The sequence below is a fragment of the Actinomycetospora sp. NBC_00405 genome (assembly GCF_036044095.1).
In the GTDB taxonomy this organism is placed as follows: Bacteria; Actinomycetota; Actinomycetes; order Mycobacteriales; family Pseudonocardiaceae; genus Actinomycetospora; species Actinomycetospora callitridis.
Genome location: NZ_CP107938.1, coordinates 2,843,904 through 2,868,573, shown reverse-complemented (window position 1 = coordinate 2,868,573; position 24,670 = coordinate 2,843,904). Strand labels below are relative to the sequence as shown.

The 24,670-nt window shown below is 74.1% G+C and carries 20 protein-coding genes; 6 read left to right on the top strand and 14 right to left on the bottom strand.

The features are described from left to right. The first annotated feature begins 177 nt into the window (after positions 1-177). Complete coding sequence (locus OG774_RS14050; protein ID WP_328310393.1) at positions 178-2,343, top strand: molybdopterin-containing oxidoreductase family protein; 2,166 nt, start codon at positions 178-180, stop codon at positions 2,341-2,343. A gap of 9 nt (positions 2,344-2,352) precedes the next feature. Here OG774_RS14050 and OG774_RS14045 read toward each other — a convergent pair whose 3' ends face one another. The 4 genes from OG774_RS14045 to OG774_RS14030 all read right to left on the bottom strand — a co-directional run bounded on the left by OG774_RS14045 (position 2,353) and on the right by OG774_RS14030 (position 6,325). Further along, complete coding sequence (locus OG774_RS14045) at positions 2,353-2,733, bottom strand: hypothetical protein (protein WP_328310390.1); 381 nt, start codon at positions 2,731-2,733, stop codon at positions 2,353-2,355. Next, positions 2,723-2,941 (bottom strand): hypothetical protein, encoded by a 219-nt coding sequence (locus OG774_RS14040; RefSeq protein WP_328310388.1) that lies wholly within the window; start codon positions 2,939-2,941, stop codon positions 2,723-2,725. Before OG774_RS14040 ends, OG774_RS14045 begins: the two co-directional genes overlap by 11 nt. A gap of 193 nt (positions 2,942-3,134) precedes the next feature. Then, on the bottom strand, positions 3,135-5,657 hold the full coding sequence (locus OG774_RS14035; protein ID WP_328310386.1) for an HAD-IC family P-type ATPase: 2,523 nt from the start codon (positions 5,655-5,657) through the stop codon (positions 3,135-3,137). A 77-nt stretch (positions 5,658-5,734) separates the two neighbouring features. Further along, positions 5,735-6,325: a TetR/AcrR family transcriptional regulator gene (locus OG774_RS14030; protein ID WP_328310384.1), complete on the bottom strand. Its 591-nt coding sequence runs from the start codon at positions 6,323-6,325 to the stop codon at positions 5,735-5,737. Positions 6,326-6,400: 75 nt separating this feature from the next. Here OG774_RS14030 and OG774_RS14025 point away from each other — a divergent pair, with 75 nt between their 5' ends. Together OG774_RS14025 and OG774_RS14020 are read left to right on the top strand one after the other, a co-directional pair. Next, positions 6,401-6,772 (top strand): DUF1330 domain-containing protein, encoded by a 372-nt coding sequence (locus tag OG774_RS14025; protein ID WP_328310382.1) that lies wholly within the window; start codon positions 6,401-6,403, stop codon positions 6,770-6,772. Beyond that, a complete protein-coding gene (locus tag OG774_RS14020; RefSeq protein ID WP_328310381.1) occupies positions 6,769-7,542 on the top strand; it encodes an alpha/beta fold hydrolase in 774 nt (257 codons plus the stop codon). The genes OG774_RS14025 and OG774_RS14020 overlap by 4 nt, the downstream gene beginning before the upstream one ends. Before the next feature lie 56 nt (positions 7,543-7,598). Here OG774_RS14020 and OG774_RS14015 read toward each other — a convergent pair whose 3' ends face one another. After that, complete coding sequence (locus OG774_RS14015) at positions 7,599-8,813, bottom strand: cytochrome P450 (RefSeq protein ID WP_328310380.1); 1,215 nt, start codon at positions 8,811-8,813, stop codon at positions 7,599-7,601. Beyond that, a complete protein-coding gene (locus OG774_RS14010; RefSeq protein ID WP_328310378.1) occupies positions 8,810-9,502 on the bottom strand; it encodes a TetR/AcrR family transcriptional regulator in 693 nt (230 codons plus the stop codon). The genes OG774_RS14015 and OG774_RS14010 overlap by 4 nt, the downstream gene beginning before the upstream one ends. 59 nt (positions 9,503-9,561) lie before the next feature. Here OG774_RS14010 and OG774_RS14005 point away from each other — a divergent pair, with 59 nt between their 5' ends. After that, a complete protein-coding gene (locus OG774_RS14005) occupies positions 9,562-11,007 on the top strand; it encodes an MFS transporter (protein WP_328310376.1) in 1,446 nt (481 codons plus the stop codon). Here OG774_RS14005 and OG774_RS14000 read toward each other — a convergent pair. From OG774_RS14000 to OG774_RS13990, 3 genes are read right to left on the bottom strand one after another with little or no spacing between them, the layout of a single operon-like run. Further along, positions 11,004-11,489 (bottom strand): VOC family protein, encoded by a 486-nt coding sequence (locus tag OG774_RS14000; protein WP_328310374.1) that lies wholly within the window; start codon positions 11,487-11,489, stop codon positions 11,004-11,006. The two genes, OG774_RS14005 and OG774_RS14000, sit on opposite strands and share 4 nt — an antisense overlap. A gap of 26 nt (positions 11,490-11,515) precedes the next feature. After that, entirely contained in the window at positions 11,516-12,127 is a 612-nt protein-coding gene (locus OG774_RS13995; protein ID WP_328310372.1) for an FMN reductase, read from the bottom strand. After that, complete coding sequence (locus tag OG774_RS13990; protein WP_328310370.1) at positions 12,127-13,218, bottom strand: LLM class flavin-dependent oxidoreductase; 1,092 nt, start codon at positions 13,216-13,218, stop codon at positions 12,127-12,129. Before OG774_RS13990 ends, OG774_RS13995 begins: the two co-directional genes overlap by 1 nt. A 228-nt stretch (positions 13,219-13,446) precedes the next feature. On the opposite strand from OG774_RS13990, the gene OG774_RS13985 reads away from it, so the two are divergent. Further along, complete coding sequence (locus OG774_RS13985; RefSeq protein WP_328310368.1) at positions 13,447-15,126, top strand: FAD-dependent monooxygenase; 1,680 nt, start codon at positions 13,447-13,449, stop codon at positions 15,124-15,126. Here OG774_RS13985 and OG774_RS13980 read toward each other — a convergent pair. From OG774_RS13980 to OG774_RS13970, 3 genes are read right to left on the bottom strand one after another with little or no spacing between them, the layout of a single operon-like run. Then, the gene (locus tag OG774_RS13980) at positions 15,111-16,586 is read right to left on the bottom strand and encodes a protein adenylyltransferase SelO (RefSeq protein WP_328310366.1); all 1,476 of its coding nucleotides are present in this window, start codon (positions 16,584-16,586) and stop codon (positions 15,111-15,113) included. The two genes, OG774_RS13985 and OG774_RS13980, sit on opposite strands and share 16 nt — an antisense overlap. After that, the gene (locus tag OG774_RS13975) at positions 16,583-17,209 is read right to left on the bottom strand and encodes a hypothetical protein (RefSeq protein WP_328310364.1); all 627 of its coding nucleotides are present in this window, start codon (positions 17,207-17,209) and stop codon (positions 16,583-16,585) included. Before OG774_RS13975 ends, OG774_RS13980 begins: the two co-directional genes overlap by 4 nt. 44 nt (positions 17,210-17,253) lie before the next feature. Further along, the gene (locus OG774_RS13970; protein ID WP_328310362.1) at positions 17,254-18,474 is read right to left on the bottom strand and encodes an alpha/beta hydrolase; all 1,221 of its coding nucleotides are present in this window, start codon (positions 18,472-18,474) and stop codon (positions 17,254-17,256) included. A gap of 97 nt (positions 18,475-18,571) precedes the next feature. Here OG774_RS13970 and OG774_RS13965 point away from each other — a divergent pair, with 97 nt between their 5' ends. Further along, entirely contained in the window at positions 18,572-20,332 is a 1,761-nt protein-coding gene (locus OG774_RS13965; RefSeq protein WP_328310360.1) for a pyruvate dehydrogenase, read from the top strand. On the opposite strand, the gene OG774_RS13960 is transcribed toward OG774_RS13965, so the two are convergent. Together OG774_RS13960 and ppdK are read right to left on the bottom strand one after the other, a co-directional pair. Beyond that, the gene (locus OG774_RS13960; protein ID WP_328310358.1) at positions 20,329-21,882 is read right to left on the bottom strand and encodes an adenylate/guanylate cyclase domain-containing protein; all 1,554 of its coding nucleotides are present in this window, start codon (positions 21,880-21,882) and stop codon (positions 20,329-20,331) included. The two genes, OG774_RS13965 and OG774_RS13960, sit on opposite strands and share 4 nt — an antisense overlap. Positions 21,883-21,924: 42 nt before the next feature. Further along, a complete protein-coding gene (ppdK, locus tag OG774_RS13955) occupies positions 21,925-24,609 on the bottom strand; it encodes a pyruvate, phosphate dikinase (RefSeq protein WP_328310356.1) in 2,685 nt (894 codons plus the stop codon). Positions 24,610-24,670: the final 61 nt, after the last annotated feature.

Below are 24,670 nucleotides of genomic sequence, written 5' to 3'. Positions count from 1 at the left end.
GTCCTCCGACGCTAGAAGCCCACCAGGTCGTGGTCAAACCCCGCGTGCCCGATCCGTCGCGCAGCGACAAGCGCCCGACCCCGGGCGCGGCCAGGCTCCGGTGTGACGGTCGTCGCCGACCGCCCGGACCACCACCACAGCGAGGCACCACCACTCGCGCCGACCCGGGGAGCGCCCGTGACCGCACTGGACGACCTGCCGATCACGCCCACCACGACCACCGTGCGTGCCGCGTGCCCGCACGACTGCCCCGACACCTGCGCCATGCTCGTCACCGTCGAGGACGGCCGCGCGACCAAGGTCGCGGGCGACCCGGAGCACCCGCTCACCCGCGGCGGGCTGTGCGTGAAGGTCAACAACTACCAGGAGAAGACCTACAGCCCCGACCGCGTGCTGCACCCCCTGCGGCGCACCGGGCCCAAGGGCAGCGGCCGGTTCGAGGAGATCTCCTGGGACGAGGCGCTGGACACCATCGCCGACACCTTTCGGGCGAGGATCGCCGAGCACGGCCCCGAGACCGTCATGCCGGTCAGCTACCTCGGCACCCAGGGCATCCTCAACGGCCTGTCGGTGGGCGACGCCTTCTTCAACAAGCTCGGCGCGACGATCACCGAGCGCACGTACTGCGACTCGGGCTCCTGCACCGCGCACGTGGCCACGATCGGGGCGACGGCGGGCGTCGACCCCGAGAGCCTGGTCCACGCGCGCTACATCATCATCTGGGCGTCGAACACCATCTCGACGAACCTGCACCTCTGGCCGGTGATCGCCGAGGCCCAGAAGCGCGGCGCGAAGGTCGTCTGCATCGACCCCGTGCGCCACCGCACGGCGCAGCGCGCCGACTGGCACATCCCGCTGCGGCCCGGTACCGACGGCGCCCTCGCCCTGGCGATGATGAACGTGATCATCAGCGAGGGGCTGCACGACGAGGCGTACGTCCGCGACCACACCGTCGGGTTCGACGAGCTCGCCGAGCGCGTGCGCACGGCCACCCCGGAGTGGGCGTCGCAGGAGACCGGCATCCCCGCCGAGGACATCCGGACGCTCGCCCGCGAGTACGCCACCACGGACCCGGCCGTCATCCGCATCGGCGTCGCGATCGAGCGTCACGCGGGCGGCGGCCAGACCGTGCGGGCGCTCGCCTGCCTGCCCGCGCTGGTCGGCGCCTGGCGCCACGTCGGGGGCGGTCTGCTGCAGCTGCCGCTCTGGGCGCACCCGGTCAACTGGCCGGCGTTCATCCACCCCGAGCTCGCCACCCCGGGCACGCGGGTCGTGAACCAGTTCCTGCTCGGGCAGGCGCTCACCGGGGAGACCGGGGCGAGCGGAGCGCCGGGGACCGACGGAGCGCTGGACCCGCCGATCACCGCGCTCATGGTCTACAACTCGAACCCCATGGTCGTGGCCCCCGAGCAGGAGAAGATCGCGCGGGGGCTGGCCCGCGAGGACCTGTTCACGGTGGTCAGCGACCACTTCCTCACCGACACCGCGCGCTACGCCGACATCGTCCTGCCCGCGACGACCCAGCTCGAGCAGCACGACCTCATGTTCAGCTGGGGCCACTTCTACGTCACCCTCAACGTCCCCGCCGTCGAGCCGGAGGGGGAGTCGATCCCCAACACCGAGCTGTTCCGGCGGCTCGCGGCACGGATGGGCTTCGACGACGAGTACTTCCGCCTGACCGACGAGGAGCTGCTGGCGCAGGCCTACGACTGGTCGGCGCCGGCGATGGAGGGCATCACCCTCGACTCGCTGCGCGAGACGGGGTGGGCGCGGCTGAACCTGCCGGGCCCCGACGCATACGCCCCGCACGCCGAGGGGAACTTCCCGACCCCGTCGGGCAAGACCGAGTTCCGCTCGTCGGCGCTCGAGGCGGCCGGCAACTTCGTCGTCCCGCTGTTCCGGCAGCTCTGCGAGGAGTTCCAGCCCGGCGGCACCGTCGACCCGCTGCCGCACTACATCGCGCCGCGCGAGACCGGCGAGGTCTACCCGCTGAACCTGCTCTCGCCGAAGTCGCACGCCTACATCAACTCCAGCGCGGGCGACCAGGCGATGCAGAAGCGCGTCCAGGGCGAGCAGAAGGTGACCATCCACCCCGCCGACGCCGAGGCGCGCGGCATCACCGACGGGCGCTACGTCGAGGTGTCCAACGACCGCGGCCGGTTCGTCGCGCTCGCCGACGTCTCCGACGAGGTCTCCGTCGGCGTCGTCGTGTGCCCGATGGGCTCGTGGGCGAAGAACGCCAAGGACGGCAGCACGGTGAACGCGGTCAACCCGTTCGCCTTCGCCGACCTCGGCAACGCACCGACGTTCTCGGACACGCGGGTCGAGATCACCCCGGTGTGAGCGCCCCGGTCACCGGGCGGCCAGGACCTCCGGGTCCCGGTCGCCCGGTGACCGCGGGGTGGGGGCCGTGCCCGTCGAGGTCCCGGCGCGCGTCCGGTCCTCGGCCCCGCTCCCGGCCCCGGCGAGGTCGGTGAGGAGCCGCCGGGCCGCCCGGACCGCGACGTCGGGCACCTCGCCGTCGCGGGCGAGCCGCCGGAAGACCTCGGCGAGCGCCGCGGCCGCGGAGCCGGACAGGACGAGCCCGCGGTCCGGACGCGTGTACGGCGCGAGGGCCCGCGCGACCTCGCGGCAGGTCTCGGCGCCGGGGTCGGCGAGGGTGAAGGCGAGCGTGTCGGCGTCGAGGCCGGCGGCCCTGTCAGCGGCCCTGTCAGCACCTCTGTCAGCGACCACGGACACGCACCGACTCGGGGACGTCGGCGGCCTTGGCCGCGTCGGGGGTGTCGCTCCGGACGTGCTGGAACGTGCCGCGCGACGGCGTCGAGCCGCTCGCGCGCCGACGACGCCCGGGCCGGCCGTCGGTGCCGGTCGTGCTCCCACCGTCGACGGTGTCGACGCCGGGGGGGTGGCGCGCGTCAGCACGCCAGTGCAGGTGCCACATGGGCGGGGACCTCCTGATCCACCACCGGGGCCGTACTCGGGACCACTCGGGGCGTACCGGACGAGTACGGAGGGACAGCCGTCGCTCACGGACTGAACACGGCACCCGCGATGGTGGTCCAGATCACGCCGTGGTCGCCACGTGAGGGGGGCCTGTACCGAGAAAGCACCGGATCGGGGCAGCGCTCGTCCGGTCAGGGAGTGGTCGGGGCCATCGGGGCCGGTCGCGGGCGGAGGCCGAGGACGCGTTCGAGCACCCGGTACCGCAGCGCGACGCTCAGCGTGACGAACCACAGCACCAGGGCGATCGCGGGAATCTCCACGACGGGCGGGTCGGGCGCGGTGAGCCCGAAGTACTCCCGGGTGGCCGGGACGACGAGCACGACCGCGAAGGCGGCGAACAGGCCCAGCGCGAGCCAGGTGGGGCGGCGGTCGCTGCTCACCGGCGCCCAGGCCGTGAAGATCCGATGCGGGGGTTCGAGCAGCAGGATCAGCACGATCGCCGTGCTCGAGACGAACACCGACATCGCCGACTGCGCGCCGAGCGTGGCCGAGGCCTCGACGAAGTCGGCGTCCACCCCGTAGGTCAGCCCGGTGTACTGCTCGAACAGGGTGATGGCCTGCGGGAACGGTGTGCCGGTGAAGCCGTCGGCGATCCGGCGGTAGAGGTAGGCGTAGATCGCCGTGGCGTAGCCGGCGGTGAGCACGCCGACCGGGATGACGAACCGTGCCAGCGACGCCAGCAGGTCGTCGTCGGGCGGCTTCGGACGGGCCCACAGCGTCAGGAAGAAGGTCGGCACGCCCACGGTGAACAGCGTCAGCCCCACCTGCGTGGGCGTGTAGGGGAAGCCGAGACCGAGCAGCGTCACGGTGAGGATGACGAGCATCTGCGTCGCCACCCGCGACAGGAACAGGTACATCGACGAGCCGACGCCGGCGATGATCCGGCGGCCCTCGGTGCGCGCCGGGGGCAGGGTGGCGAAGGAGTCGTCGAGCAGCACGATGTCGGCGACGTCCCGGGTCACCGGGCTGCCCGAGCGCATCGCCACCCCGACCTGCGCACGCTTGAGCGCGCGGGCGTCGTTGACGCCGTCGCCCACCATCGCCACCTGGCGCCCGCGGCGGCGCAGCGACGCGACGATCTGCTCCTTCTGCTCCGGGGCGATCCGCCCGAAGACCCCGTGGGTGTCGACGGCCTCGTCGAAGGCGTCGGTGTCGGGGCCCTCGAGCCGGGCGAGCGCCGGCCCGGCCATCGCGGGCGCGTCGAGGCTCGCGCGGCGGGCGAGGGCGGCGACGGTGTCGGGGTCGTCGCCGGAGACGACCTTGACCGCGACGCCCTCGGCGGCGAGGCCGGTGAGGACGTCGGTGACGCCCTCGCGCAGCTCGTCGGCCAGCGCGACGAGCGCGACCGCGCGCAGGCGCGGCAGCCGGGGCCGTCCGTCGGCGTCGTGGAGCGCGCCCTCCCCGCGCGCTAGCACGAGCACACGCAGGCCCTCGCCCGTGCGCCGGCGGACCGCGTCCTCGGAGACCACCGCGGCGTCGGCCAGGGCGGGACGTACCGTGGACGGCGCGCCGAGGACGAGGGCGGTGCCGTCGGCGAGCGTGATCCCGCTCCAGCGCAGCGACGAGCGGAACTCGACCTCGTCGAGCACCTCGGCGGGCTCGCCGGGCAGCGAGGTGTCCGCGGCGAGAGCGGTGGTGGTGGCGTTGGTGCTCGCCACCGAGCGGGCGAAGGTCCCGAGCAGCGCCCGCGCGCCCGCCTCGTCGCCCCCCGCGGGCACGACCTCCACCAGCGCGAGCCGCCCGCTGGTCAGCGTGCCGGTCTTGTCGGTGCACACGACGTCGACGCGGCTGATCGCCTCGACGGCGTTGGTCTGCTGCACGAGCGCCCCGCGCCCGCCGATGCGCGCGGCCCCGACCGCGTAGGCGACGGCGACGAGGAAGAACAGGCCGTAGGGCACGAGGCCCGAGAGCACCGCGGAGGTCTGCACGAAGCGCAGCACCGTCGACCCGTCGAGCGCGGCCTGGGCGAGGATCGCGCCGCTCATCAGCAGGACCAGCAGGATGAGCAGGCGCACGACCAGGTCGACCCGCCGCTGCAGCGGGGTGAGTCCGGTGGTGTCCTCGCGCGCGGCGATCGTCAGCCGGCCGGCGTGGCTGTCGACGCCGACGTCCTCGGCGCGCTGCAGTCCCTCGCCGCCGGAGCAGGAGCTGCCCGAGAGCAGAGGGTCGCCGACCGCCTTGGCGATCGGGTCGGACTCGCCGGTCAGCAGGGACTCGTCGGCCTCGAGACGGCCGGCCACCACGGGCCCGTCCACCACGATCTGCCCGCCGCTGCGCAGGCGCACGAGGTCGCCGACGACCACCTCGGACGGGGGCACCGACCGGTCCGCGCCGTCGCGCACCACCGTCACGGGCTCGCGCGCGAGGAGCTGCAGCCGGTCGAGCTGGCGCTTGGCCCGCAGCTCCTGGAACGCCGCGAGGGCCGCGTTGATGATGCCGAGACCCACGCTGACCAGCGCATCGCTGTAGCGCCCGAGCGCGAGCAGCGCGAACCCGATGACGAAGAGCGTGTTGTTGTAGAACGAGAAGACGGTCGTGCGCAGGATGCGCGCGGTGGTGCGCCCGGAGCCGGAGACCGGGGCGTTCGCCTTCCCCTCCCGCGCGAGCTCGCGCGCCCGGGCCTCGGTGAGGCCCTCGACGGTCGCTGTCGTCATCCCGTCGTCCCCCGCTCGGCCCCTCGCACGCGGCCATGATCCCGGCCGGACCTGGAGCGGAGCTGAAGGGGCGCCGGTCAGCCGGGCTGCAGCGCGCGGCGCCACTGGGCGGGCACCTGCGCGCGCAGGCGTTCGGTGTCCACGCCCTCGGGGTCGAGCAGGCGCTGCATGCCGATGCCGCGCAGCTGTCCGACGACGGCCACGGCGACGGCGTCCGGGTCCGTGTCCGGGCGGATGTGGCCCGCGGCGACGCCGGCCTCGACGTCCTCGCGGAGGTCGGCGCGGAAGCCGCGGTCGCGCTCGCGGAACGTCGCGGCGAGCTCGGAGGCGGTCGCGGCCTCGGCCCAGAGCAGCAGGAAGGCGCGGTTGGCGGTGCCGAGGCCGGTGAGCGCGTGCAGGTACCCGTCGACGAGCGCGAGCAGCCGCTCGAGGCCCGGCGGCATCTCCTCGAGGCCCGGGACGAAACCGCCCTGGATCGCGCGGGAGAGGGCGTCGACGAGGCCCTGCTTGGAGCCGAACTGGTGGGTGACGATCCCGCGGCTGTACCCGGCCCGCTCCCCGACCTTCGCCAGCGTGAGCGCGCGGACCCCGGACTCGACGACCAGCTCGGCGGCCGCGGCCACGAGCGCCGCCTCGGTGCGCTCCCGACGTTCCTGCTGGGTGGGCATGGCGGGGAGCGTAGCGCATCACTTGCGTGTCATCCGACAAGTATGTGAGGGTGGCTCTCGACGAGAGGACACACAGTGATCGAGTTCGAGGACAGCGCCCTGGACACCCTGCTGGCGGAGGATCCCGGCGAGCCCGTGGTGATGCTGAACCTGTTGCGCTTCCGGCCCGACGGCGGCCGGGAGAGCTACCAGCGCTACGTCGACGCGGTGGGGGCGGTGAGCGCGCGGTACGGCGTGCAGATCACCTACCTCGGGGAGGGCGGACGCGCCCTGGCGGCCGAGGAGGGCCAGGCCTGGGACATGGTGCTCCTGGTGCGCTACCCGAGCCGGGAGCACTTCGTCGCGATGATCCGCGACCCCGCCTACCAGCAGATCGAGCACCTGCGCGCCGAGGCGCTCGTCGAGGCGGTCCTCCAGCCGACCGTGCCGGTGACGGGGGCGGCATGACGACGGTGCTGGTCCACGGCAACCCCGAGACGGCGGCGGTCTGGGACCCCCTGCTGTCGGTGCTCGGGACGCTCGGGGTGCCGAGGGAGCAGGTGGTGCGCCTCTCCCCGCCCGGCTTCGGGGCGCCGCTGCCCGACGACTTCCCGGCGACCCCGGAGGCCTACCGCCACTGGCTCGTCCGCGAGCTGGAGGCGATCGTCGCGGAGCACGGCCCGGTCGACCTCGTCGGCCACGACCTCGGCGGCGGCCACACGCTGCGGGTGGCCATGACCCGGCCGGACCTGCTGCGCAGCTGGGTCAGCGACGTCATCGGGAGCTTCGCGCCCGACTACGTCTGGCACGAGCTCGCCCAGCGCTGGCAGACGCCGGGCGTCGGCGAGTCCGACGTGGCCGAGCGCTTCGGCCCCGACCGCGACGTGGAGGCCGTGGTGGCGGTGCTCGTCGGTCGCGGGATGCCCGAGGTGGTGGCGAAGGAGGTGGTCGCGGGTCAGGACGAGGCCATGGGGCGCGCGATCCTCACGCACTACCGCTCCCTCGTGCCGCCACGGATGGCCTCCGAGGGCGCGGGGCTGGCGGCGGCCGCACGGCGTCCCGGACTCGCCGTGATCGCCACCGGCGACCACGTCGTGGGCACGGAGGCCCAGCGCCGCGCGATGGCCGAGCGCGCGGGTGCGCGCGTCGCGGTGCTCGACGGCCTGGGGCACTGGTGGTTGGCCGAGGACCCGCACCAGGCCGCCCGCGTGCTCGTGGACTTCTGGTCGTCGCTTTGAGGGGCCGGTCCCGACCCGCGGCGGAAGCTTCGAAACCGAAGCGTCCCCCGCACCCTTCACCACGCGACGGGGAGGCGCTCCAGCCCGTGGATGGCGTGCTCGGTGGCCCAGGCGACCTCGTCGTCGGGGATCGCCAGGCGCAGCGTCGGGAAGCGGCGCAGCAGGGCGGGGAAGGCGATCCGCATCTCCATCCGGGCCAGCGGCGCGCCGAGGCAGTGGTGCACGCCGTGCCCGAAGGCGACGTGCGGCGGGGCGTCCCGGGTGATGTCGAGGCGGTCGGGGTCGTCGACGACCGAGGGGTCGCGGTTGGCGGCCGGCAGATTGAACACCACGAGGTCGCCGCGGTGGATCGTCGCGCCCTCGATCTCGACGTCGCGCAGCGCGAGGCGCGGCGAGCCGCTCGAGACGATCGACAGCCAGCGCATCAGCTCCTCGACGGCGGGCGCCACCGCGTCGTCGTCGTCGCGCACCGCGGCGAGCTGCTCGGGGTGGCGGAGCAGGGCGAGCGTGCCGAGACCGAGCATGTTGGCCGTGGTCTCGTGCCCGGCGACCAGCAGCAGGTTCGCGATCCCGACGAGCTCGTCGGAGGTGAGGTCGTCGGTGTGCTCGCGCAGGAGCATGCCGATGAGGTCGTCGCCCGGGTCCCGCCGCGCCCGGGCCACCAGGGTCTGCATGTAGGCCAGGGCCTCGGCGGCGAGCGCCACCCGCCGCTCCTCCGGCAGACCCGTGTCGAGCTGGGCGCTCGTGCGCGCCTGGAACTCGTCCTGGTCGCCCGGCGGCACGCCGAGCAGCTCGCAGATGACGAGTGACGGGATCGGCAGCGCGTACTGCGCGACGAGGTCGGCGGGCGCGCCGGAACGCTCGAGGGCGTCGAGGTGGTGGTCGACGATCTCGACGATCCGCGGCTCCAGGCGGCGCATGCGGCGCACGGTGAACTCGCCGGCGAGCATCTTGCGCAGCCGCGTGTGCTCCGGCGGGTCGAGCGAGAGCAGGTTGCCGGTGCGGTCCCCGGAGAGCTGGCGGGGGTCGCGGCGCACAGCACCGTCGTCACCCGCGAGGTCCTCGGGCGTCCAGCCGTTGGCGAACGTGTCGGCGTCGCCGAGCATCCGGCGGACGTCGGCCTGCCGGGTCAGCAACCACGCCGGCGGGCCGAACGGCGTCGGCACCCGGGCGATCCCGGCACCGTTCCGCAGCTCCTCGGCGTCCGGGGCGGGGCCGAAGCCGGTGCGCCGGAGATCGAGGGGGGTGGTGGTGCCGGGGGAGGGGGTCACACGGGCTCCTGGTCTGGCGTCGGGTGGTCCGCGGCCTGGTGGTGAGCGGTGGCGGTCACGGGCGCGAGCCAGACGCCGACGAGCACGTCGACGAGGCCGGTGGCGGTGTCGGCCCACGTCGCCCGGGTGGTGGGGGTGCCGTCGGCGAGGGCGCGCTCGCGCTCGACGGGGACGTGCACGAGCAGGTGGCGCGCGACGTCGCCGCGCTCGCGGAACACCGCGGGGGGCAGGCTCGGCAGGCAGGCGTGCAGCCCGTCGAGGATGCGCAGCAGCGCCGGCGACGACAGTGACTCGTCGACGAGGATCTCGCGCAGCGCCGGGTCGGTCATCACCTGCGCGCCGAAGCGGGCGTACCAGGTCGGCGAACCCGGCGTGGCGAGGTGGTCGAACGCCGGGCGCACGAGGCACGCGAGCCAGTCGCGCAGGTCGTCGCTGCCCGCGACCTGCTCGACCATCTCCTCGCGCGTGCGCTCGATCGCCGTCGTGTGGCGCCGCACGATGGCGCGCACGAGGTCGGCCTTGGTGCCGAAGTGGTAGCCGACCACCGCGGTGTTGCCCTGGCCTGCGGCGTCGGCCACCTGCCGGTTGGACACCCCGTGGACGCCGTGCTCGGCGAACAGGCGCTCGGCGGCGTCGAGGATGGCCGTCCGGGTGTGGGCGTTGCGGTCGGTCCGGGCCTTGGCGGGCACGGCACCGAGTGAACGACCCCACCTCGCGTTTGTCAATCGGGTGCTTTAAATTGAGCGACGTGTCCTCGGCAACCACGGCAGTGCCGTCCGCCGCCGGACCGCGCCGCGCCCCGGTCTTCGTCGCGGTGCTCGCGGCGGCGGGGATCACGGTCTCCCTGCAGCAGACGCTGGTCGTGCCGCTGGTGCCGCAGTTCCCCCGCCTGCTCGGGGCGCCCGCGGCCGACACGGCCTGGGTGGTGACCTCGACGCTGCTCACGGCCGCGGTCGCGACGCCCGTCGTCGGGCGGCTCGCCGACATGCTCGGCAAGCGCCGCATGATGGTGTTCTGCCTGGTCATGCTGATCAGCGGATCGGTGGTGGCCGCGCTGTCCACCTCGCTCGTCCCGCTCATCGTGGGACGCTCGCTGCAGGGCCTTTCCACCGGCCTGATCCCGCTGGGCATCAGCCTCATGCGCGACGAGCTCCCGCCCGAGCGCCTCGGCTCCGCGACGGCGCTCATGAGCGCCTCGCTCGGCGTCGGCGGCGCCCTCGGGCTCCCACTGGCCGCGTTCGTCGCCCAGGCCACCGACTGGCACGTCCTGTTCTGGGCGGCCGGCGGTCTCGGTGTCCTCGTGCTGATCGGCGTGCTCGCCCTCGTGCCCGAGTCGGCGCAGCGCGCCGGCGGGCGCTTCGACGTCGTGGGGGCGATCGGGCTCGCCGTCGCGCTCGTGTCCCTGCTGCTCGCGGTCTCGAAGGGCGGCACCTGGGGCTGGGGGAGCGCGCGGATCGTGACGCTCTTCGTCGTCGCGGCCGTGGTGCTGCTGGCCTGGGGCTGGTGGGAGCTGCGCACCCGCCAGCCGCTGGTCGACCTGCGCGTCAGCCGGCGTCGTCAGGTGCTGCTGACGAACACCGCGTCGATCGTCTTCGGCTTCTCGATGTTCGCGATGTCGCTGGTGTACCCGCAGCTGCTGCAGCTGCCGACCTCGACCGGCTACGGGCTCGGGCAGTCGATCCTCGTCGCGGGCCTGGTGCTGGCGCCCGGCGGGCTGTGCATGATGGCGATGTCGCCGGTGTCCGCGCGCATCAGCGCCGCCTCGGGTCCGCGCACCACGCTGATGCTCGGCGCGCTCGTCGTCGCCGTCGGCTACGGCGTCGGGGCCGTGCTCCACGCCGACGTCTGGCAGCTGGTGATCAGCTCGATCGTCATCGCCTGCGGCATCGGCCTGTCCTACGGCGCGATGCCCTCGCTGATCATGGCCGCCGTGCCGGTCGAGCAGACCGCGGCGGCGAACAGTCTCAACAACCTCATGCGCGCCCTGGGCACGTCGTTCGCCAGCGCCATCGCCGGCGTGCTGCTGGCCTCGCTCGTGACGACCGCCGGCGTGCCCACCGAGAGGGCCTTCGTCCTGGTCATGCTGCTCGGCGCGGGGGCGGCGATCGTCGCGCTGGTGATCGTCGGGGCCATCCCGCCGCGGCCGGCGCCGGTGGCCTCGTGCGGCGACCGGGTCCCGGTGCCGACCCGCTAGAGCACCTGGTGCCCGTACATCTCGCCGAGCGGGTCGGAGATCAGCTCGATGCGCGCGCCGTCGGGGTCGCGGAAGTACACCGAGACGCCGCTGTGCACCTCGTGCTCGACCCCGGCGTCGGCCAGGCGGGCGACGAGCTCCTCCCAGCGGGCCGGGTCGACGCTGATCGCGACGTGGTGCAGCCCGCCGAGCACCTCGGCGTACGGCCCGAGATCGAGGCCGGGGAAGTCGAAGAACGCGAGCAGGTTGCCGTTCCCGATGTCGTGGAAGAAGTGCGACGAGCCGGGGTAATCACGGTTGTCGATCAGCTCGGTGAGCGGGAAGCCGAGGACGTCCTGGTAGAACGCCACGGTCCGCTCGACGTCGCTCGACAGCAGCGCCGTGTGGTGCAGCCCGCGCGCGGTGGACGCGGGTCGCTCGCCGACGGGACGCAGGTAGCGCTCGCGGAGGGCGGCGCGGCGGGTCTCGATGTCGGTGCTCATGGGCGTACCTCTCCGGTGGATCGGGGTCAACGGGACAGCAGGGCGGTGAAGTCGGGGACGTCGGCGAAGGGGTCCACGGGACCGGCCGGCGCGCGGGCGGCCACCAGGTCGGCCAGCTCCCCGGCCGCCCGCTCGATGCGCGCGCCCAGCTCGCTGCCGATCCCGCCGGCGCCCCAGTCCTCCGCCGCGGCGAACACCGCGGTGGGCACGACGGCGGCGTGCAGGTAGGAGAACAGCGGGCGCATCGCGTGATCGAGCGCCAGCTGGTGGCGCGCGGTGCCCGCCGTGGCCGCGAGCAGTACCGGGGTGCCGTCGAGGGCCTCCCGGTCGAGGACGTCGACGAACGTCTTGAACAGACCGCTGTAGGACGCCGAGAAGATCGGCGTCACGGCGATGACGCCGTCGGCGCCGGCCACGGTGTCGAGCACCGGGCGCAGGGCGGCGTTCGGGAAGCCGGTGACGAGGTGGTCGGCGAGGTCGCGGGCGTGCTCGCGCAGCTCGACGACCTCGACGCGGACCTCGATCCCGCGGTCGCGCAGGGCCGCGGTCGTCGCGCCCGCGAGCCGGTCGGCCAGCAGGCGCGTCGACGACGGCGACGAGAGCCCGGCGCTCACGACCGCGAGGGTGCGGGTGGTCATCAGACCGTCACCTCCTGGGCGAGGCGAGCCGCCACGAGCGACTCGTGGGTGGGGGCGTCGGGCACGTGCGTGGGCCTGCGGGCCGCGAACTCGCGACGCAGCACCGGCACGACCTCCTCGCCGAGGAGGTCCAGCTGCTCGAGGACGGTCTTCAGCGGCAGGCCGGCGTGGTCGATGAGGAACAGCTGGCGTTGGTAGTCGCCGACGTACTCGCGGAAGCCCAGCGTCCGGTCGATGACCTCCTGCGGGCTGCCGACGGTCAGCGGCGTCTCGCGGGTGAAGTCCTCGAGCGACGGCCCGTGCCCGTAGACCGGGGCGTTGTCGAAGTACGGCCGGAACTCGCGGACGGCGTCCTGCGAGTTCTTCCGCATGAACACCTGGCCGCCGAGCCCGACGATCGCCCGGTCGGCGTCACCGTGGCCGTGGTGCTCGAAGCGGCGGCGGTAGAAGTCGACCATGCGCCGGGTGTGGTCGGCGGGCCAGAAGATGTGGTTGTGGAAGAAGCCGTCGCCGTAGAAGGCAGCCTGCTCCGCGATCTCGGGGCTGCGGATCGAGCCGTGCCAGACGAACGGCGCGACGCCGTCGAGGGGGCGCGGGGTGGAGGTGAAGCCCTGCAGCGGCGTGCGGAACGTCCCCTCCCAGTCGACGACGTCGGAGTCCCACAGCCGGCGCAGCAGCGCGTAGTTCTCCACCGCCAGCGGGATGCCCTGGCGGATGTCCTGGCCGAACCAGGGGTAGACGGGGCCGGTGTTGCCGCGCCCGAGCGTGAGGTCGACGCGACCGCCGGAGACGTGCTGCAGCATCGCGTAGTCCTCGGCGATCTTCACCGGGTCGTTGGTGGTGATCAGCGTCGTCGCGGTGGAGAGCTGCAGGCGCTCCGTGCGTCCGGCCAGGTAGCCGAGCGTCGTCGTGGGCGAGGACGACATGAACGGCGGGTTGTGGTGCTCGCCGAGGGCGAAGACGTCGAGGCCGACCTCCTCGGTCTTCTCCGCGATGCGCAGGACGGCCTGGAGACGCTCGGCCTCGGTGGGGGCGAGGCCCGTCCTCGGGTCGGGGGTGATGTCGCTGACCGAGAAGACACCGAACTGCATGGCCCTGCGCTCCTTTTAGTTGACAGTTCAACTTGCACTCCGCAGAACCGCTCGGGCGGCGCGGCTATTCCGGGTGGACGTCGCGCCGAGATCGTTGACGCCTGGACGGGTGTCGGTTGTACTCCAGGTGACGGGTGGATCTCACTGTTCCACGAACAGAGCAGTTGCCGACGTGCGACCGGCCTGAGTGGCCCCGGTCGATGACGGATGGTGACGAACGGAGTGGGCATGGCGGACGAGGCGCAGGACGTCCTGGTGGCGGGGGCCGGCCCCGTCGGCCTGACCGCGGCGGTGGAGCTGGCGCGGCGCGGGGTGGCGGTCCGGGTGATCGACACGCTCGAGCAGCCGCGGCACTACGCCAAGGCCGTCGGGCTCCAGCCGCGGACGCTGGAGCACTGGGAGCGCACCGGCATGCTGACCGCGGCGCTCGACGAGGTCCAGACGATGCGCGGGCAGATCGTGCACGTCGACGGCGTCGAGGTCGCGCGCCTGGAGCTCCACCTGCCCCCGGACGTGCCCTACGGCTTCACGTCCCTGCCCCAGTACACGACCGAGCGCCTCCTCGCCGAGGAGCTGCACCGCCACGGCGGTGTCGTCGAGCGCGGGGCCTCGCTGGTCGGCTTCTCCCAGGACGCCGACGGGGTGACGGCGCAGATCCGCACCTCCGCGGGGGAGGAGACCGTGCGGGCGTCCTACCTCGTCGGGGCCGACGGCGCCCACAGCGTGGTGCGCAAGGGACTCGGGCTCGCCTTCGAGGGCGACGCGTTCGCCGAGGAGTACATGCTCGGCGACGTCGTGCTCGACTGGTCGCTGCCGCCCGGCTACGGCGTCCGCCTCACCCGGAAGGTCCCCGGCGCGCCGGACGACATCCTCGTCGCCATCCCGCTCCCGGAGCACGGGCGCTACCGCATCTCGATGCTCGCCCCGCCGGAGCTCAGCACCCGCCCGGCGGCGGCCCCGGCCGGCGGCGCGCCCGCCGACGACGTCGTCCACGGGCTGGAGTCCGGCCACGCCCCCGAGCTGCACCATCTCCAGGCCGTCGTCGACCGCCTCGCCCCGGAGCCGACGACCGTCTCCGACCTGCGCTGGTCGTCGGTGTTCCGCATCAGCCACCGGCTCGCCGACCGCTACGGCGTCGGGCGCGTGTTCATCGCGGGCGACGCCGCGCACATCCACCCGCCCACCGGCGGGCAGGGCATGAACACCGGCATCCAGGACGCCCTCAACCTCGCGTGGAAGCTCGCGCTCGTCGTCGGCGGCGTCGCGGAGCCCGCCCTGCTGGAGAGCTACCACCTCGAGCGCCACCCGGTGGGCGAGGAGGTCGTCGGGCGCACGGTGCGCCAGGCGCGGCAGGGCTTCGACGCCGACGATCCGGCGACGATGATGCGGCGCGAGGCACAGCTGCTGGTGAGCTACCCGGTCAGCCCGATCGTCGGGGCCGCGGGCGCCGCCCTCGGGGTGCTCCCCGGCGAGCGGGCGCCCGACGCCCGCGGCCTGCGCCGCCCCACGGTCACCGACCCGCTGCGTCTGCACGCCGTGCTCGCCGCGACGGAGTTCGCGCTGCTCGCGTACGTCGACGACCTCGACCAGCTCGCGGAGGTCGCCGCCGCGCGGGCGGTCGCGGCCGCGAGCGCCCTGCCGGTGCGCGTGCACGTGGTCGGCGGCCCGGACCTCGGGCCTGCGCTGGACGCCGCCGGCGAGCCCTACCTGCTCGACGGCGCCGGGGACCTCGCGGCGACGTACGGCGTGCGGGGCGGCGACGCGGTGCTCGTCCGCCCCGACGGCTACGTCGGCTGGACCGCGCGCCCGCTCACGGCCGAGGCGCTCGCCCTCCACCTCGCCACCCTCACCCGGGCCCCCGAGGGCGCCGCGGCCGGCGCGGCGCCCTCGGCTCAGGTCCCGCAGTAGGTCACGTACGCCGCGGAGCCGGCCGGGTCGGGGGCCGCGTAGGCCTCCTGGCCCGGCTGCTCGGTGAACGGGTCGGCGAGCACCGCGACCAGCCGGTGGAACGGCGCGAGGTCGCCGTCGACGGCCGCGGTGAGCGCGGCCTCGACCTGGTGGTTGCGGGGGATGTAGACCGGGTTGACGCGGTCCATGGCGTCGGCGATCTCCGCGGCGGGCCGCGTGTCGCCCGCCAGCGCGGCGTGCCAGCGCTCCAGCCACGCGTCGACGGCCTCCCGGTCGATCACGAGGTCGCGCACCGGGGCGTCGTCCCCGCGGGCGGCCGACGACAGCGCCCGGAAGAACCGCGTGTGGTCGGGGTGCTGGTCGGCCATCAGCGTGACCAGGTCCTCGACCAGCTCCGGGTGCTCGTCGGTGAGCCCCAGCTTGGCGTGCAGACCGGCCGACCGATGCTGCGTGTAGCGCTCACCGAACGCCGAGACGGCGTCCGTGGCGAGCTGCACCGCGGTGTCGGCGTCGTCGTCGATCAGCGACAGCAGGCTCTCGGCGAACCGCGCCAGGTTCCACTGCGCGACCGCGGGCTGGCGTCCGTACGCGTAGCGCCCGCCGTGGTCGATGGAGCTGTACACCGTGGCGGGGTCGTAGGCGTCCATGAAGGCGCAGGGCCCGTAGTCGATGGTCTCGCCGGAGATCGTCATGTTGTCGGTGTTCATGACGCCGTGCACGAACCCGACGTCCATCCACTGCGCGATCAGCGACGCCTGGGCCTCGACGACGGCCTCGAGCAGCGCCAGCGCCGGGCGCTCGGCCTGCGCCGCCGCCGGGTGGTGGCGGGTGATCGCGTGGTCGGTGAGGCGGCGCAGGAGGTCGGCGTCGCCGGTGGCCGCGGCGTACTGGAACGAGCCCACCCGCAGGTGGCTCGACGCGATCCGCGCCAGCACCGCGCCGGGCTGCGTCGTCTCGCGGGTCACGGTCTCGCCGGTGGTGACGACGGCGAGCGCTCGCGTCGTCGGGACGCCCAGCGCGTGCATGGCCTCGCCGATCACGTACTCGCGCAGCATGGGCGCGAGCGGCGCCCGGCCGTCCCCGCCGCGGGCGAACGGTGTGCGGCCCGAGCCCTTGAGGTGCAGGTCGCGTCGCCGCCCCGTGGTGTCGGTGAGCTCGCCGAGCAGCAGCGCCCGGCCGTCACCGAGGCGCGGGGAGTAGTTGCCGAACTGGTGGCCGGCGTAGGCCTGCGCCACCGGCGTCGCGCCGGCGGGCACGGCCGCGCCGGCGAGCACGGCGACGCCCTCGGGGCTGCGCAGCGCCTCGGCGTCGAGCCCGAGCTGGCCGGCGAGCTCCTCGTTGAGCGCGACGAGCTCCGGCGACGGCGAGGGCGCGGCCTGCCATGCCTGGTAGAGGCCACCGAGGTCGCGGACGAACCAGTCGTCGAGAGCGAACAGCGGCCGGGTGTCGGCGACGGTCATGGATCCGAGGTTAACCACGTCGGCTGATCGTCACGCCGGATCAGCGTCGTGATCCGTACGAGCGACGGCGCCGTGGGCGTCGAGCCGAAGCCGAAGTGCACGGGCGGGCGCACCGGGCCGAGCGCGCCCTGGTCGCGGCCCTCGAACGTCACGGCGGCGTCGAGGACGCGGTGCAGGTCGCGGGCGCCGTAGTACTCGGTGCGCCCGCCGCCGGCGGTGCCAACTGTGCGGACGCCGGGCAGCACCCGGCGCGCGATCGCGTCGAGGGCGGCGATCCAGCGCGGCGCCGCGGCCAGCCGCGACGGCACGGCGCGCAGCAGCCACCCGAGCGCCGGGCGCCCGCCGACCCGCAGCGTCACCTCCAGGTCGTCGGTGACGACCCGGTGACAGTCCCCGAACTCCTCGTGGCTCACCGCCCCGAGGCGCGTCTCGTCGAACGTGTACGTCGCTCCCACGAACTCCGCGACCCGCTCGTCGGGCGCCAGGAGGATCCGGTGGCGGTCGGGACGCTCGACCATGACGTCGGTGAACGCCCCGAGCGGCGACGTCGGCCAGTGCCCGATCACCACACGCAGCCCGGCCGCCGTGCCGAGGCCGGCGATCCATCCGTCGAAGCGCTCCACGTCCCGGGCCTACCCGATCTGCGGCGACCCACGGGGTCCTCAGCTCACCGCGGCAACCCGACCTGGTCGCCCGCCCAGCGCCCGAGCACCGAGAACGCGGCCTGGTGCCCGAGCGAGCCGTCCGGGCCCGTGTCGAAGGCGTGGTCGGCGAACGGGACGTCGACGCGCTCGACGAGGACCCCGGCGTCCCGCGCGGCGTCGACGAAACCGTCGGCGCCGGACGGCGGGACGAGCCGGTCGCGCGCCGGCACGATCACCAGGGTCGGCGGGGCCGCGCCCGGGACGGCCGCGAGGGCGTCGGCGGCGGCGACCGCCCGGTAGCGCTCGGGCACCTGCTCGGGGGTGCCGCCGGTGTAGGCGACGGCGAACTCCTGCGCGCCCCGGCCGTTCCGGTAGGTGTCGCCGAGGTTCACCGCCGGATAGAGGGTGGCGATCGCGCGCGGGACCGGCACCGGCACCGGCGACGCGCACGCCGCGGTCTGCGTGCCGGCGGCCGCGCCGTAGCCCACCGAGAGGGCGAGCTGGCCGCCCGCCGAATCGCCGCCGATCACGAGCCGGCGGGCGTCGCCACCCTGCTCCGCGGCCTGCTCGGCGACGCGGGAGAGCGCGCAGGCGACCTGGGGGCCCGCGACGTCCCACGTCGGGCGCCCCGGGCGGGTGAGCGTGTACTCCACGGAGACGACGAGCCAGCCCTCGTCGGCGAGACGCCGGAGGTCCGGGGTCCGGTCCAGCTCGGAGCCGGTGCGCCACCCGCCGCCGTGCACCCAGACGAAGACGGGCGCCAGGGCTGTCGTGCCCGGCCGCAGGACCGACAGGTGCAGGTCCTCGCCCTCGGGGGTCGTCAGGTAGATCGGGTGCGCGTCGGGCTGGGCGGCGGGCGGGCCCGGCAGGGCGACGGCACGCACGGGGTCGACGCTCCCGCCGCCGCCGAGCGTCGCCGCCACCACGGCGCCGACGGCCCCGGCGAGCGCCAGGGTCGCGACGGTGGCGACGGCGGCCACGACCGCGGTCGGGACCGTCCGCCGTGTCCCGCGCAGCAGCCACGCCCCGGCCGTCACGACGAGGCCGAGGAGCAGCAGCGGCGGCCCCCACACGACCACCACCACCGGCGAGCCCTGCGCGCCGAGCAGCGACGACCCGGGGACGAGCGCGGTCAGCGCCGCCACGGCGAGGAACACCGCCGCCACGGCGAGGACGACCAGCGTGACGACGCCGAGCGGCCCCGATCGGCGCGGCCCGGCCGGCCCCACGTCCCGGTCCGTCACGTCGGACAGCGAAGCACGCCCGCCGTCCCACCCGTCGGTCACGGTCGGGTGAGAGCTACCCGTGCGCCGCCGCGCCGGGCGGGTGGAAGATCGGGCCATGGCTCACACCGTCGCCGACCAGCTCATCGAGGTCCTGATCCAGTCGGGAGTCCGGAGGATCTACGGGCTCGTCGGCGACAGCCTCAACCCGATCGTCGACGCCGTGCGGCGCTCGGGCGGCGCGGCCGAGGGCGGGATCGACTGGATCCACGTGCACAACGAGGAGGCCGGGGCGCTCGCCGCGGCCGCGGAGGCCCAGCTCACCGGCACGCTCGCCGTCTGCGCGGGGAGCTGCGGGCCCGGCAACACGCACATGATCCAGGGCCTCTACGACGCCCACCGCTCCGGCGCCCCGGTGCTCGCGATCGCCTCGCACATCCCGTCGGTCCAGATCGGCACGACCTACTTCCAGGAGACCCACCCGACCTCGTTGTTCGCCGAGTGCTCCTCGTGGGTCGAGCTGGTCTCCCGCCCGCAGCAGCTGCCGCGCCTGCAGCGCATCGCGATGCAGACCGCGCTGGCCGACCGCGGGGTCTCGGTGCTGGTGATCCCCGGCGACATCACCGCCGAGGCGGCGGCGCACCCCACCGGCCAGGGCGACCTCGTGGCGCCGTCCGCGGTCGTGACGCCGGCTGCCGACCGTGTCGAGGCCCTGGCGGAGCGGGTGAACCGCGCGTCGTCGGTGACGCTGTTCGTCGGCGCCGGAATGCGGGAGGCCCGCGACGAGGTCCTCGCGCTCGCCGAGAAGGTCAAGGCGCCGGTGGGTCACTCCCTCGGCGGTAAGGAGTGGATCCAGTACGACAACCCCTACGACGTGGGGATGAGCGGGCTCCTGGGCTACGGCGCCTGCTTCGAGGCCAGCCACGAGGCCGACCTGCTCGTGCTGCTCGGCACCGACTTCCCCTACGACGGGTTCCTGCCGCAGGCGCACACCGTGCAGGTCGACCGCGACGCGCGGCACCTCGGACGGCGCACGGTGCTCGACCTCGGCGTCGAGGGCGACGTCGGCGCCACGCTGCGCGCGCTGCTGCCGCTGCTCGACGAGAAGACCGACCGCACGTTCCTCGACCGGATGCTGCGCCACCACGCCGACGCGCTCGAGCACGTCGTCGACGCCTACACGCAGCGCGTCGAGGACCACCGGCCGGTGCACCCCGAGTACGTCGCCTCGGTGCTCGACGAGGAGCTGACCGGCGACGCCGTCGTCACCGTCGACACCGGCATGTGCAACGTCTGGGCCGCCCGCTACATCACGCCCACCGGCCGCCGGCGGATCCTCGGCTCCTTCCGGCACGGGACGATGGCCAACGCGCTGCCGCACGCGATCGGCGCGGCGATCTCCCAGCCCGGCCGCCAGGTCGTCTCCATGTCCGGCGACGGTGGGCTGACGATGCTGATGGGCGAGCTGCTCACCACCGTCGAGCAGGACCTCGACCTCACCGTCGTCGCGTTCAACAACGGCGCGCTCGGCATGATCCGCCTGGAGATGATGGTCGCCGGCTTCCCGTCGTTCCAGACCGACCACGGGCCCGCGGACCTCGGGGCGATCGCCGCGGCGGCCGGGCTGCACGCCGTCACGGTCACCGACCCGCACGAGCTGCGCGGTGCCCTGCGCGCGGCCCTCGACCACCGCGGCCCGTCGCTGGTCGACGTGCGCACCGACCCGAACGCCCTGTCGATCCCCCCGCACGTCACCGCGGAGCAGGTGCGCGGCTTCGCCCTCGCCGGCATGCGGACCGTGCTCGCCGGCGGAGTCGGGAAGATGGTCGACCTCGCCCGGTCCAACCTGCGCTCGATCCCGCGGCACCCGCTGCGTTAGTCGTCGGCGGCCCGGTCGCTCGGTGCGTGCACGCGGGTGGCCCGCTTGCGGCCGCGCAGCCGCAGGACGTCGACCTCGGTCCACCGGCCGGCCTCGCCCGCGCCGGCCCGGCCGATCGCCGCGTCGGAGGCGGCGACGAGACCCCGCAGGCCCTTCGCGACGTCGCACAGGCGCGCGGCCTCGTTCACCGGGTCGCCGATCACGGTGTACTCGTAGCGGCGGGCGTCGCCGATGTTGCCCGCCAGCGTCGGGCCCGCGGAGACGGCGATGCCCGCGGTCGCGGGGGCGTCGCGCGCGTCGAGGCGCTCGGCGAGGGCCCGGGCGGCCGCGAGCGCGCACCCGGCCGCGTCCTCCAGGTCGTCGGGCGCCCCGAACACCGCCAGCGCCGCATCGCCCTCGAACTTGTTGATCCACCCACGGTGGCTCTCGACGACGTCGACCACCTCGGCGAAGAAGGCGTTGAGCACCGCGACGACCTCGTGGGGCGGGTGCTCGAACGCCATCTCGGTGGACCCGACGAGGTCGACGAACATCACCGCGACCTCGCGCACCTCGCCGCCGAGCTCGATCTCGCCCGCGAGCGCGGTGCGCGCGACCCCTTCGCCGACCTGGCGACCGAACAGCTCGCGGATGCGGTCGCGCTCGCGCAGCCCCGTCGCCATCTCGTTGAACCCGGCCTGCAGCATCCCCAGCTCCGAGGCGTCCGAGATCTGCACCAGGGTCTCGAGCTCACCGTCCTGCACCCGCCGCAGCGCCCGCCGGACGTCCATGACGGGCCCGGCGATCGACGTCGACGTCAGCGCCGCGAGCAGGAACCCGACCGCCAGCGCGACCGCGGCCAGCACCAGCACGACGATCCCGAGCCGCGTCACCGTGTAGTAGTCCCGGAACACCAGCGACGCCGCGGCGGCGAGGGCGATGCCGAGCAGCGGGACACCGGTCCCGAGCGTCCAGGCGCTCAGCGATCGGGCCACCACGCCGGGCACGAGGCCGAGCCGGTCGGGCGGGTCCTCGGCGAGCACCCGCGCCACCTCGCCGCGCAGGGCGAGCTCGCTGAGGCGGTAGGCGACGGCGACCGTCGCGACGCCGCCGAGGGCGACGACGCACGCCACGGTGAGGGCGACGGTCAGCGAGGACAACGCGTTGATCGTCGCGAAGAGCGGCACGGCGACGATCCACGGGACGGCCTGGACGACGGTGATGCGCAGCGGCGCCGCGAGCACCGCGCTGCGCGCCTGCCGGCCGTGCGCCCGCCAGGCGTCGTCGCCGGCGTCCGGGTCCGGCTGCGGGGGCACGTGCACCCACAGGAAGCCCCAGATGAGGCCGACGACGACGGCGAACGCGAGGTAGAAGCCGAACGCCCAGAGGTTGCGGTCGAGGGTGGTCTCGAGGTCGGGCACCAGGTTCTGGGTCGGGAGGAGCCACCCGGCCACCGCGAGCACGATCGCCGCGCCGACGACGTTCGAGAGCACCACGAGGGCGCCGACGAGCGCCTTCGTCGCCGGCCGGAAGTCGCGGTGCACGGTCCCGCGCTCCGGGGGGTCGTCCATGCGCCCGACCCTATATAGCAGGTACCGATGGTACCGCGACGGTCAGCCCGTGGCGTCCGCCACCACGGCCCGCCCGCCCTCGAGACGGGCCACGGGAATGCGGAACGGGGAGCAGGACACGTAGTCCAGCCCCGCCCGGTGGAAGAAGTGCACCGAGTCCGGGTCGCCGCCGTGCTCGCCGCAGATGCCGAGCTTGAGGCCGGGACGCACCTCGCGGCCGCGCCATGACGCGATCTCGACGAGCTCGCCGACGCCCTCGACGTCGAGCGACTCGAACGGGGAGACCCCGAAGATGCCCGACTCGAGGTAGTCGGAGAAGAACGAGCTCTCGACGTCGTCGCGGGAGAAGCCCCAGGTGGTCTGGGTGAGGTCGTTGGTGCCGAAGGAGAAGAACTCGGCGACCTCGGCGATCTGCGCCGCCACGAGCGCGGCGCGCGGCAGCTCGATCATCGTCCCCACCTGGTGGGGGACCGGCGCCCCGTCGACGTGGGACTCCGGCTCGGCCACCACCTCGGCGATCTCGGCGGCGACGGCCTGCAGCTCCTGCACGGTCCCGACCAGCGGCACCATGATCTCGGGCAGCACCTCGACGCCGTCGGCGGCGAGCGCGGCCGCGGCACGGGTGATCGCGCGGACCTGCATGGCGAACAGCCCCGGCACCGCGATCCCGAGCCGCACACCGCGCAGCCCGAGCATGGGGTTCTGCTCGTGGAGCCGGCGCACCGACGCGAGCAGCTCCTCCTTCTCGGTGGTGAGCTCGCCGCGCTCGCGGTCGAGGGCGACCTCGACGGACAGCTCGGTGAGGTCGGGCAGGAACTCGTGCAGCGGCGGGTCGAGCAGCCGGATGGTCACCGGCAGGCCCTCCATCGCCCGGTAGATCGCGGTGAAGTCCTCGATCTGCAGCGGCAGCAGGGCCGCGAGGGCCTCCTCGCGCTGGTCGCGGGTCTCGGCGAGCACGAGCGTCTCCACCAGCTCCCGGCGCTCGCCCAGGAACATGTGCTCGGTGCGGCAGAGCCCGACGCCCTCGGCGCCGAAGGTCCGGGCGGTGGCGCAGTCCTCCCCGGTGTCGGCGTTGACGCGCACGCGCAGGCGCCGCAGGGAGTCGGCGTGGCGCATGATCCGGTCGACGGCCGCGACGAGGTCGTCGTTCTCGGCGAGCCCCGTGGACCCCTCGAAGTAGGCCATGACGGGGCTCGCGACGACGGGCACCTCGCCGAGGTAGACCTCGCCGTTCGTGCCGTCGATCGAGAGCACGTCGCCCTCGACGACCTCGCGCCCGTCCGGCAGCGTGATCTTCTTCGCGTGGACGTCGACCTCGAGCTCCTCGGCGCCGCACACCGCGGTCTTGCCCATGCCGCGCGCGACGACGGCCGCATGCGACGTCCGCCCGCCCCGGCTGGTGAGCACGCCCTGGGCGGCGATCATGCCGTCGAGGTCGTCGGGGGTCGTCTCGCGACGGACCAGGATGACCTTCTCGCCGGCCTTCGCCCGCCGGACCGCCGTGGCGGAGTCGAACACGGCGGCCCCGCCCGCGGCGCCCGGCGAGGCGTTCATGCCGGTGGTCAGCAGCTCCTTGGTCGCGTCGCGGTCGAAGCGGGGGAACATCAGGTTCGCCAGCTGCGCGCCGCTGACACGGTCGAGGGCCTCGTCCATGCCGATGAGGCCCTCGTCGACGAGCTGGCAGGCGACGGTGAACGCCGCCGCGGCGGTGCGCTTGCCGACCCGGGTCTGGAGCATCCAGAGCTTCCCGCGCTCGATCGTGAACTCGATGTCGCACAGGTCGCGGTAGTGGTTCTCCAGCGTCGTCATGATCTCCATGAGCTGGTCGTACGACGCCTTGTCGATCCGCTCCAGCTCGGTGAGCGCCAGGGTGTTGCGGATGCCCGCGACGACGTCCTCGCCCTGCGCGTTCTGGAGGTAGTCGCCGTACACGCCGCGCGCGCCGGACGCGGGGTCGCGGGTGAAGGCCACGCCGGTGCCGGAGTCCATCCCGAGGTTGCCGAACACCATCGAGCACACGCTGACTGCGGTGCCGAGGTCGGCGGGGATGCGCTCCTGGCGGCGGTAGACGTTGGCGCGGGGGGAGTTCCAGGAGTCGAAGACGGCGCGGACGGCGAGGTCGAGCTGCTCGCGCGGATCCTGCGGGAAGTCCCGGCCGGCGTGCTCGCGGGTGAGGCCCTTGAACGCGTCGACGAGCGCGCGCAGGTCGTCGGCGTCGAGGTCGAGGTCGTTCGTGGTGCCCTTGGCCTTCTTGGCCTGCTCGAGCGCCTCGGCGAAGTGCTCGCCCTCGATGTCCAGCACCGTCGCGCCGAACATCTGCACGAGGCGGCGGTAGGAGTCCCAGGCGAAGCGCGCGTCGCCGGACTGGGCGGAGAGGCCCTCGACCGACGCGTCGTTGAGGCCGACGTTGAGGACGGTCTCCATCATCCCGGGCATCGAGAACTTGGCGCCGGAGCGGACCGACACCAGCAGCGGGTCGTCGGCCTGGCCGAGCTGCTTGCCCATCGTCTTCTCGAGCGCGACGAGGTGCTCGGTGACCTCGTCGGCGAGGCCGGCGGGCTCGTGGCCGTCGACGAGGTAGGCCCGGCAGGCCTCGGTGGTGATGGTGAACCCGGGCGGCACCGGCAGACCGAGGTTCGTCATCTCGGCGAGGTTCGCGCCCTTCCCTCCGAGCAGGTCCTTCTGGTCCTTGTTGCCCTCGCCGAACGAGTACACGAGCTTGGTCATGCTGCCTCCGGGGCACGGGCGACGATCATGGCGCAAACGATCACGGACGGGCCGGCGCGCA

Excerpts from the sequence above, each read along its gene's own strand:
- OG774_RS14040 (WP_328310388.1), bottom strand. The coding sequence starts at position 2,941 with ATGTGGCACCTGCACTGGCGTGCTGACGCGCGCCACCCCCCCGGCGTC.
- OG774_RS14035 (WP_328310386.1), bottom strand. The coding sequence starts at position 5,657 with ATGACGACAGCGACCGTCGAGGGCCTCACCGAGGCCCGGGCGCGCGAG.
- OG774_RS14030 (WP_328310384.1), bottom strand. The coding sequence starts at position 6,325 with ATGCCCACCCAGCAGGAACGTCGGGAGCGCACCGAGGCGGCGCTCGTG.
- OG774_RS14020 (WP_328310381.1), top strand. The coding sequence starts at position 6,769 with ATGACGACGGTGCTGGTCCACGGCAACCCCGAGACGGCGGCGGTCTGG.
- OG774_RS14000 (WP_328310374.1), bottom strand. The coding sequence starts at position 11,489 with ATGAGCACCGACATCGAGACCCGCCGCGCCGCCCTCCGCGAGCGCTAC.
- OG774_RS13995 (WP_328310372.1), bottom strand. The coding sequence starts at position 12,127 with ATGACCACCCGCACCCTCGCGGTCGTGAGCGCCGGGCTCTCGTCGCCG.
- OG774_RS13990 (WP_328310370.1), bottom strand. The coding sequence starts at position 13,218 with ATGCAGTTCGGTGTCTTCTCGGTCAGCGACATCACCCCCGACCCGAGG.
- OG774_RS13985 (WP_328310368.1), top strand. The coding sequence starts at position 13,447 with ATGGCGGACGAGGCGCAGGACGTCCTGGTGGCGGGGGCCGGCCCCGTC.
- OG774_RS13980 (WP_328310366.1), bottom strand. The coding sequence starts at position 16,586 with ATGACCGTCGCCGACACCCGGCCGCTGTTCGCTCTCGACGACTGGTTC.
- OG774_RS13965 (WP_328310360.1), top strand. The coding sequence starts at position 18,572 with ATGGCTCACACCGTCGCCGACCAGCTCATCGAGGTCCTGATCCAGTCG.
- OG774_RS13960 (WP_328310358.1), bottom strand. The coding sequence starts at position 21,882 with ATGGACGACCCCCCGGAGCGCGGGACCGTGCACCGCGACTTCCGGCCG.
- ppdK (WP_328310356.1), bottom strand. The coding sequence starts at position 24,609 with ATGACCAAGCTCGTGTACTCGTTCGGCGAGGGCAACAAGGACCAGAAG.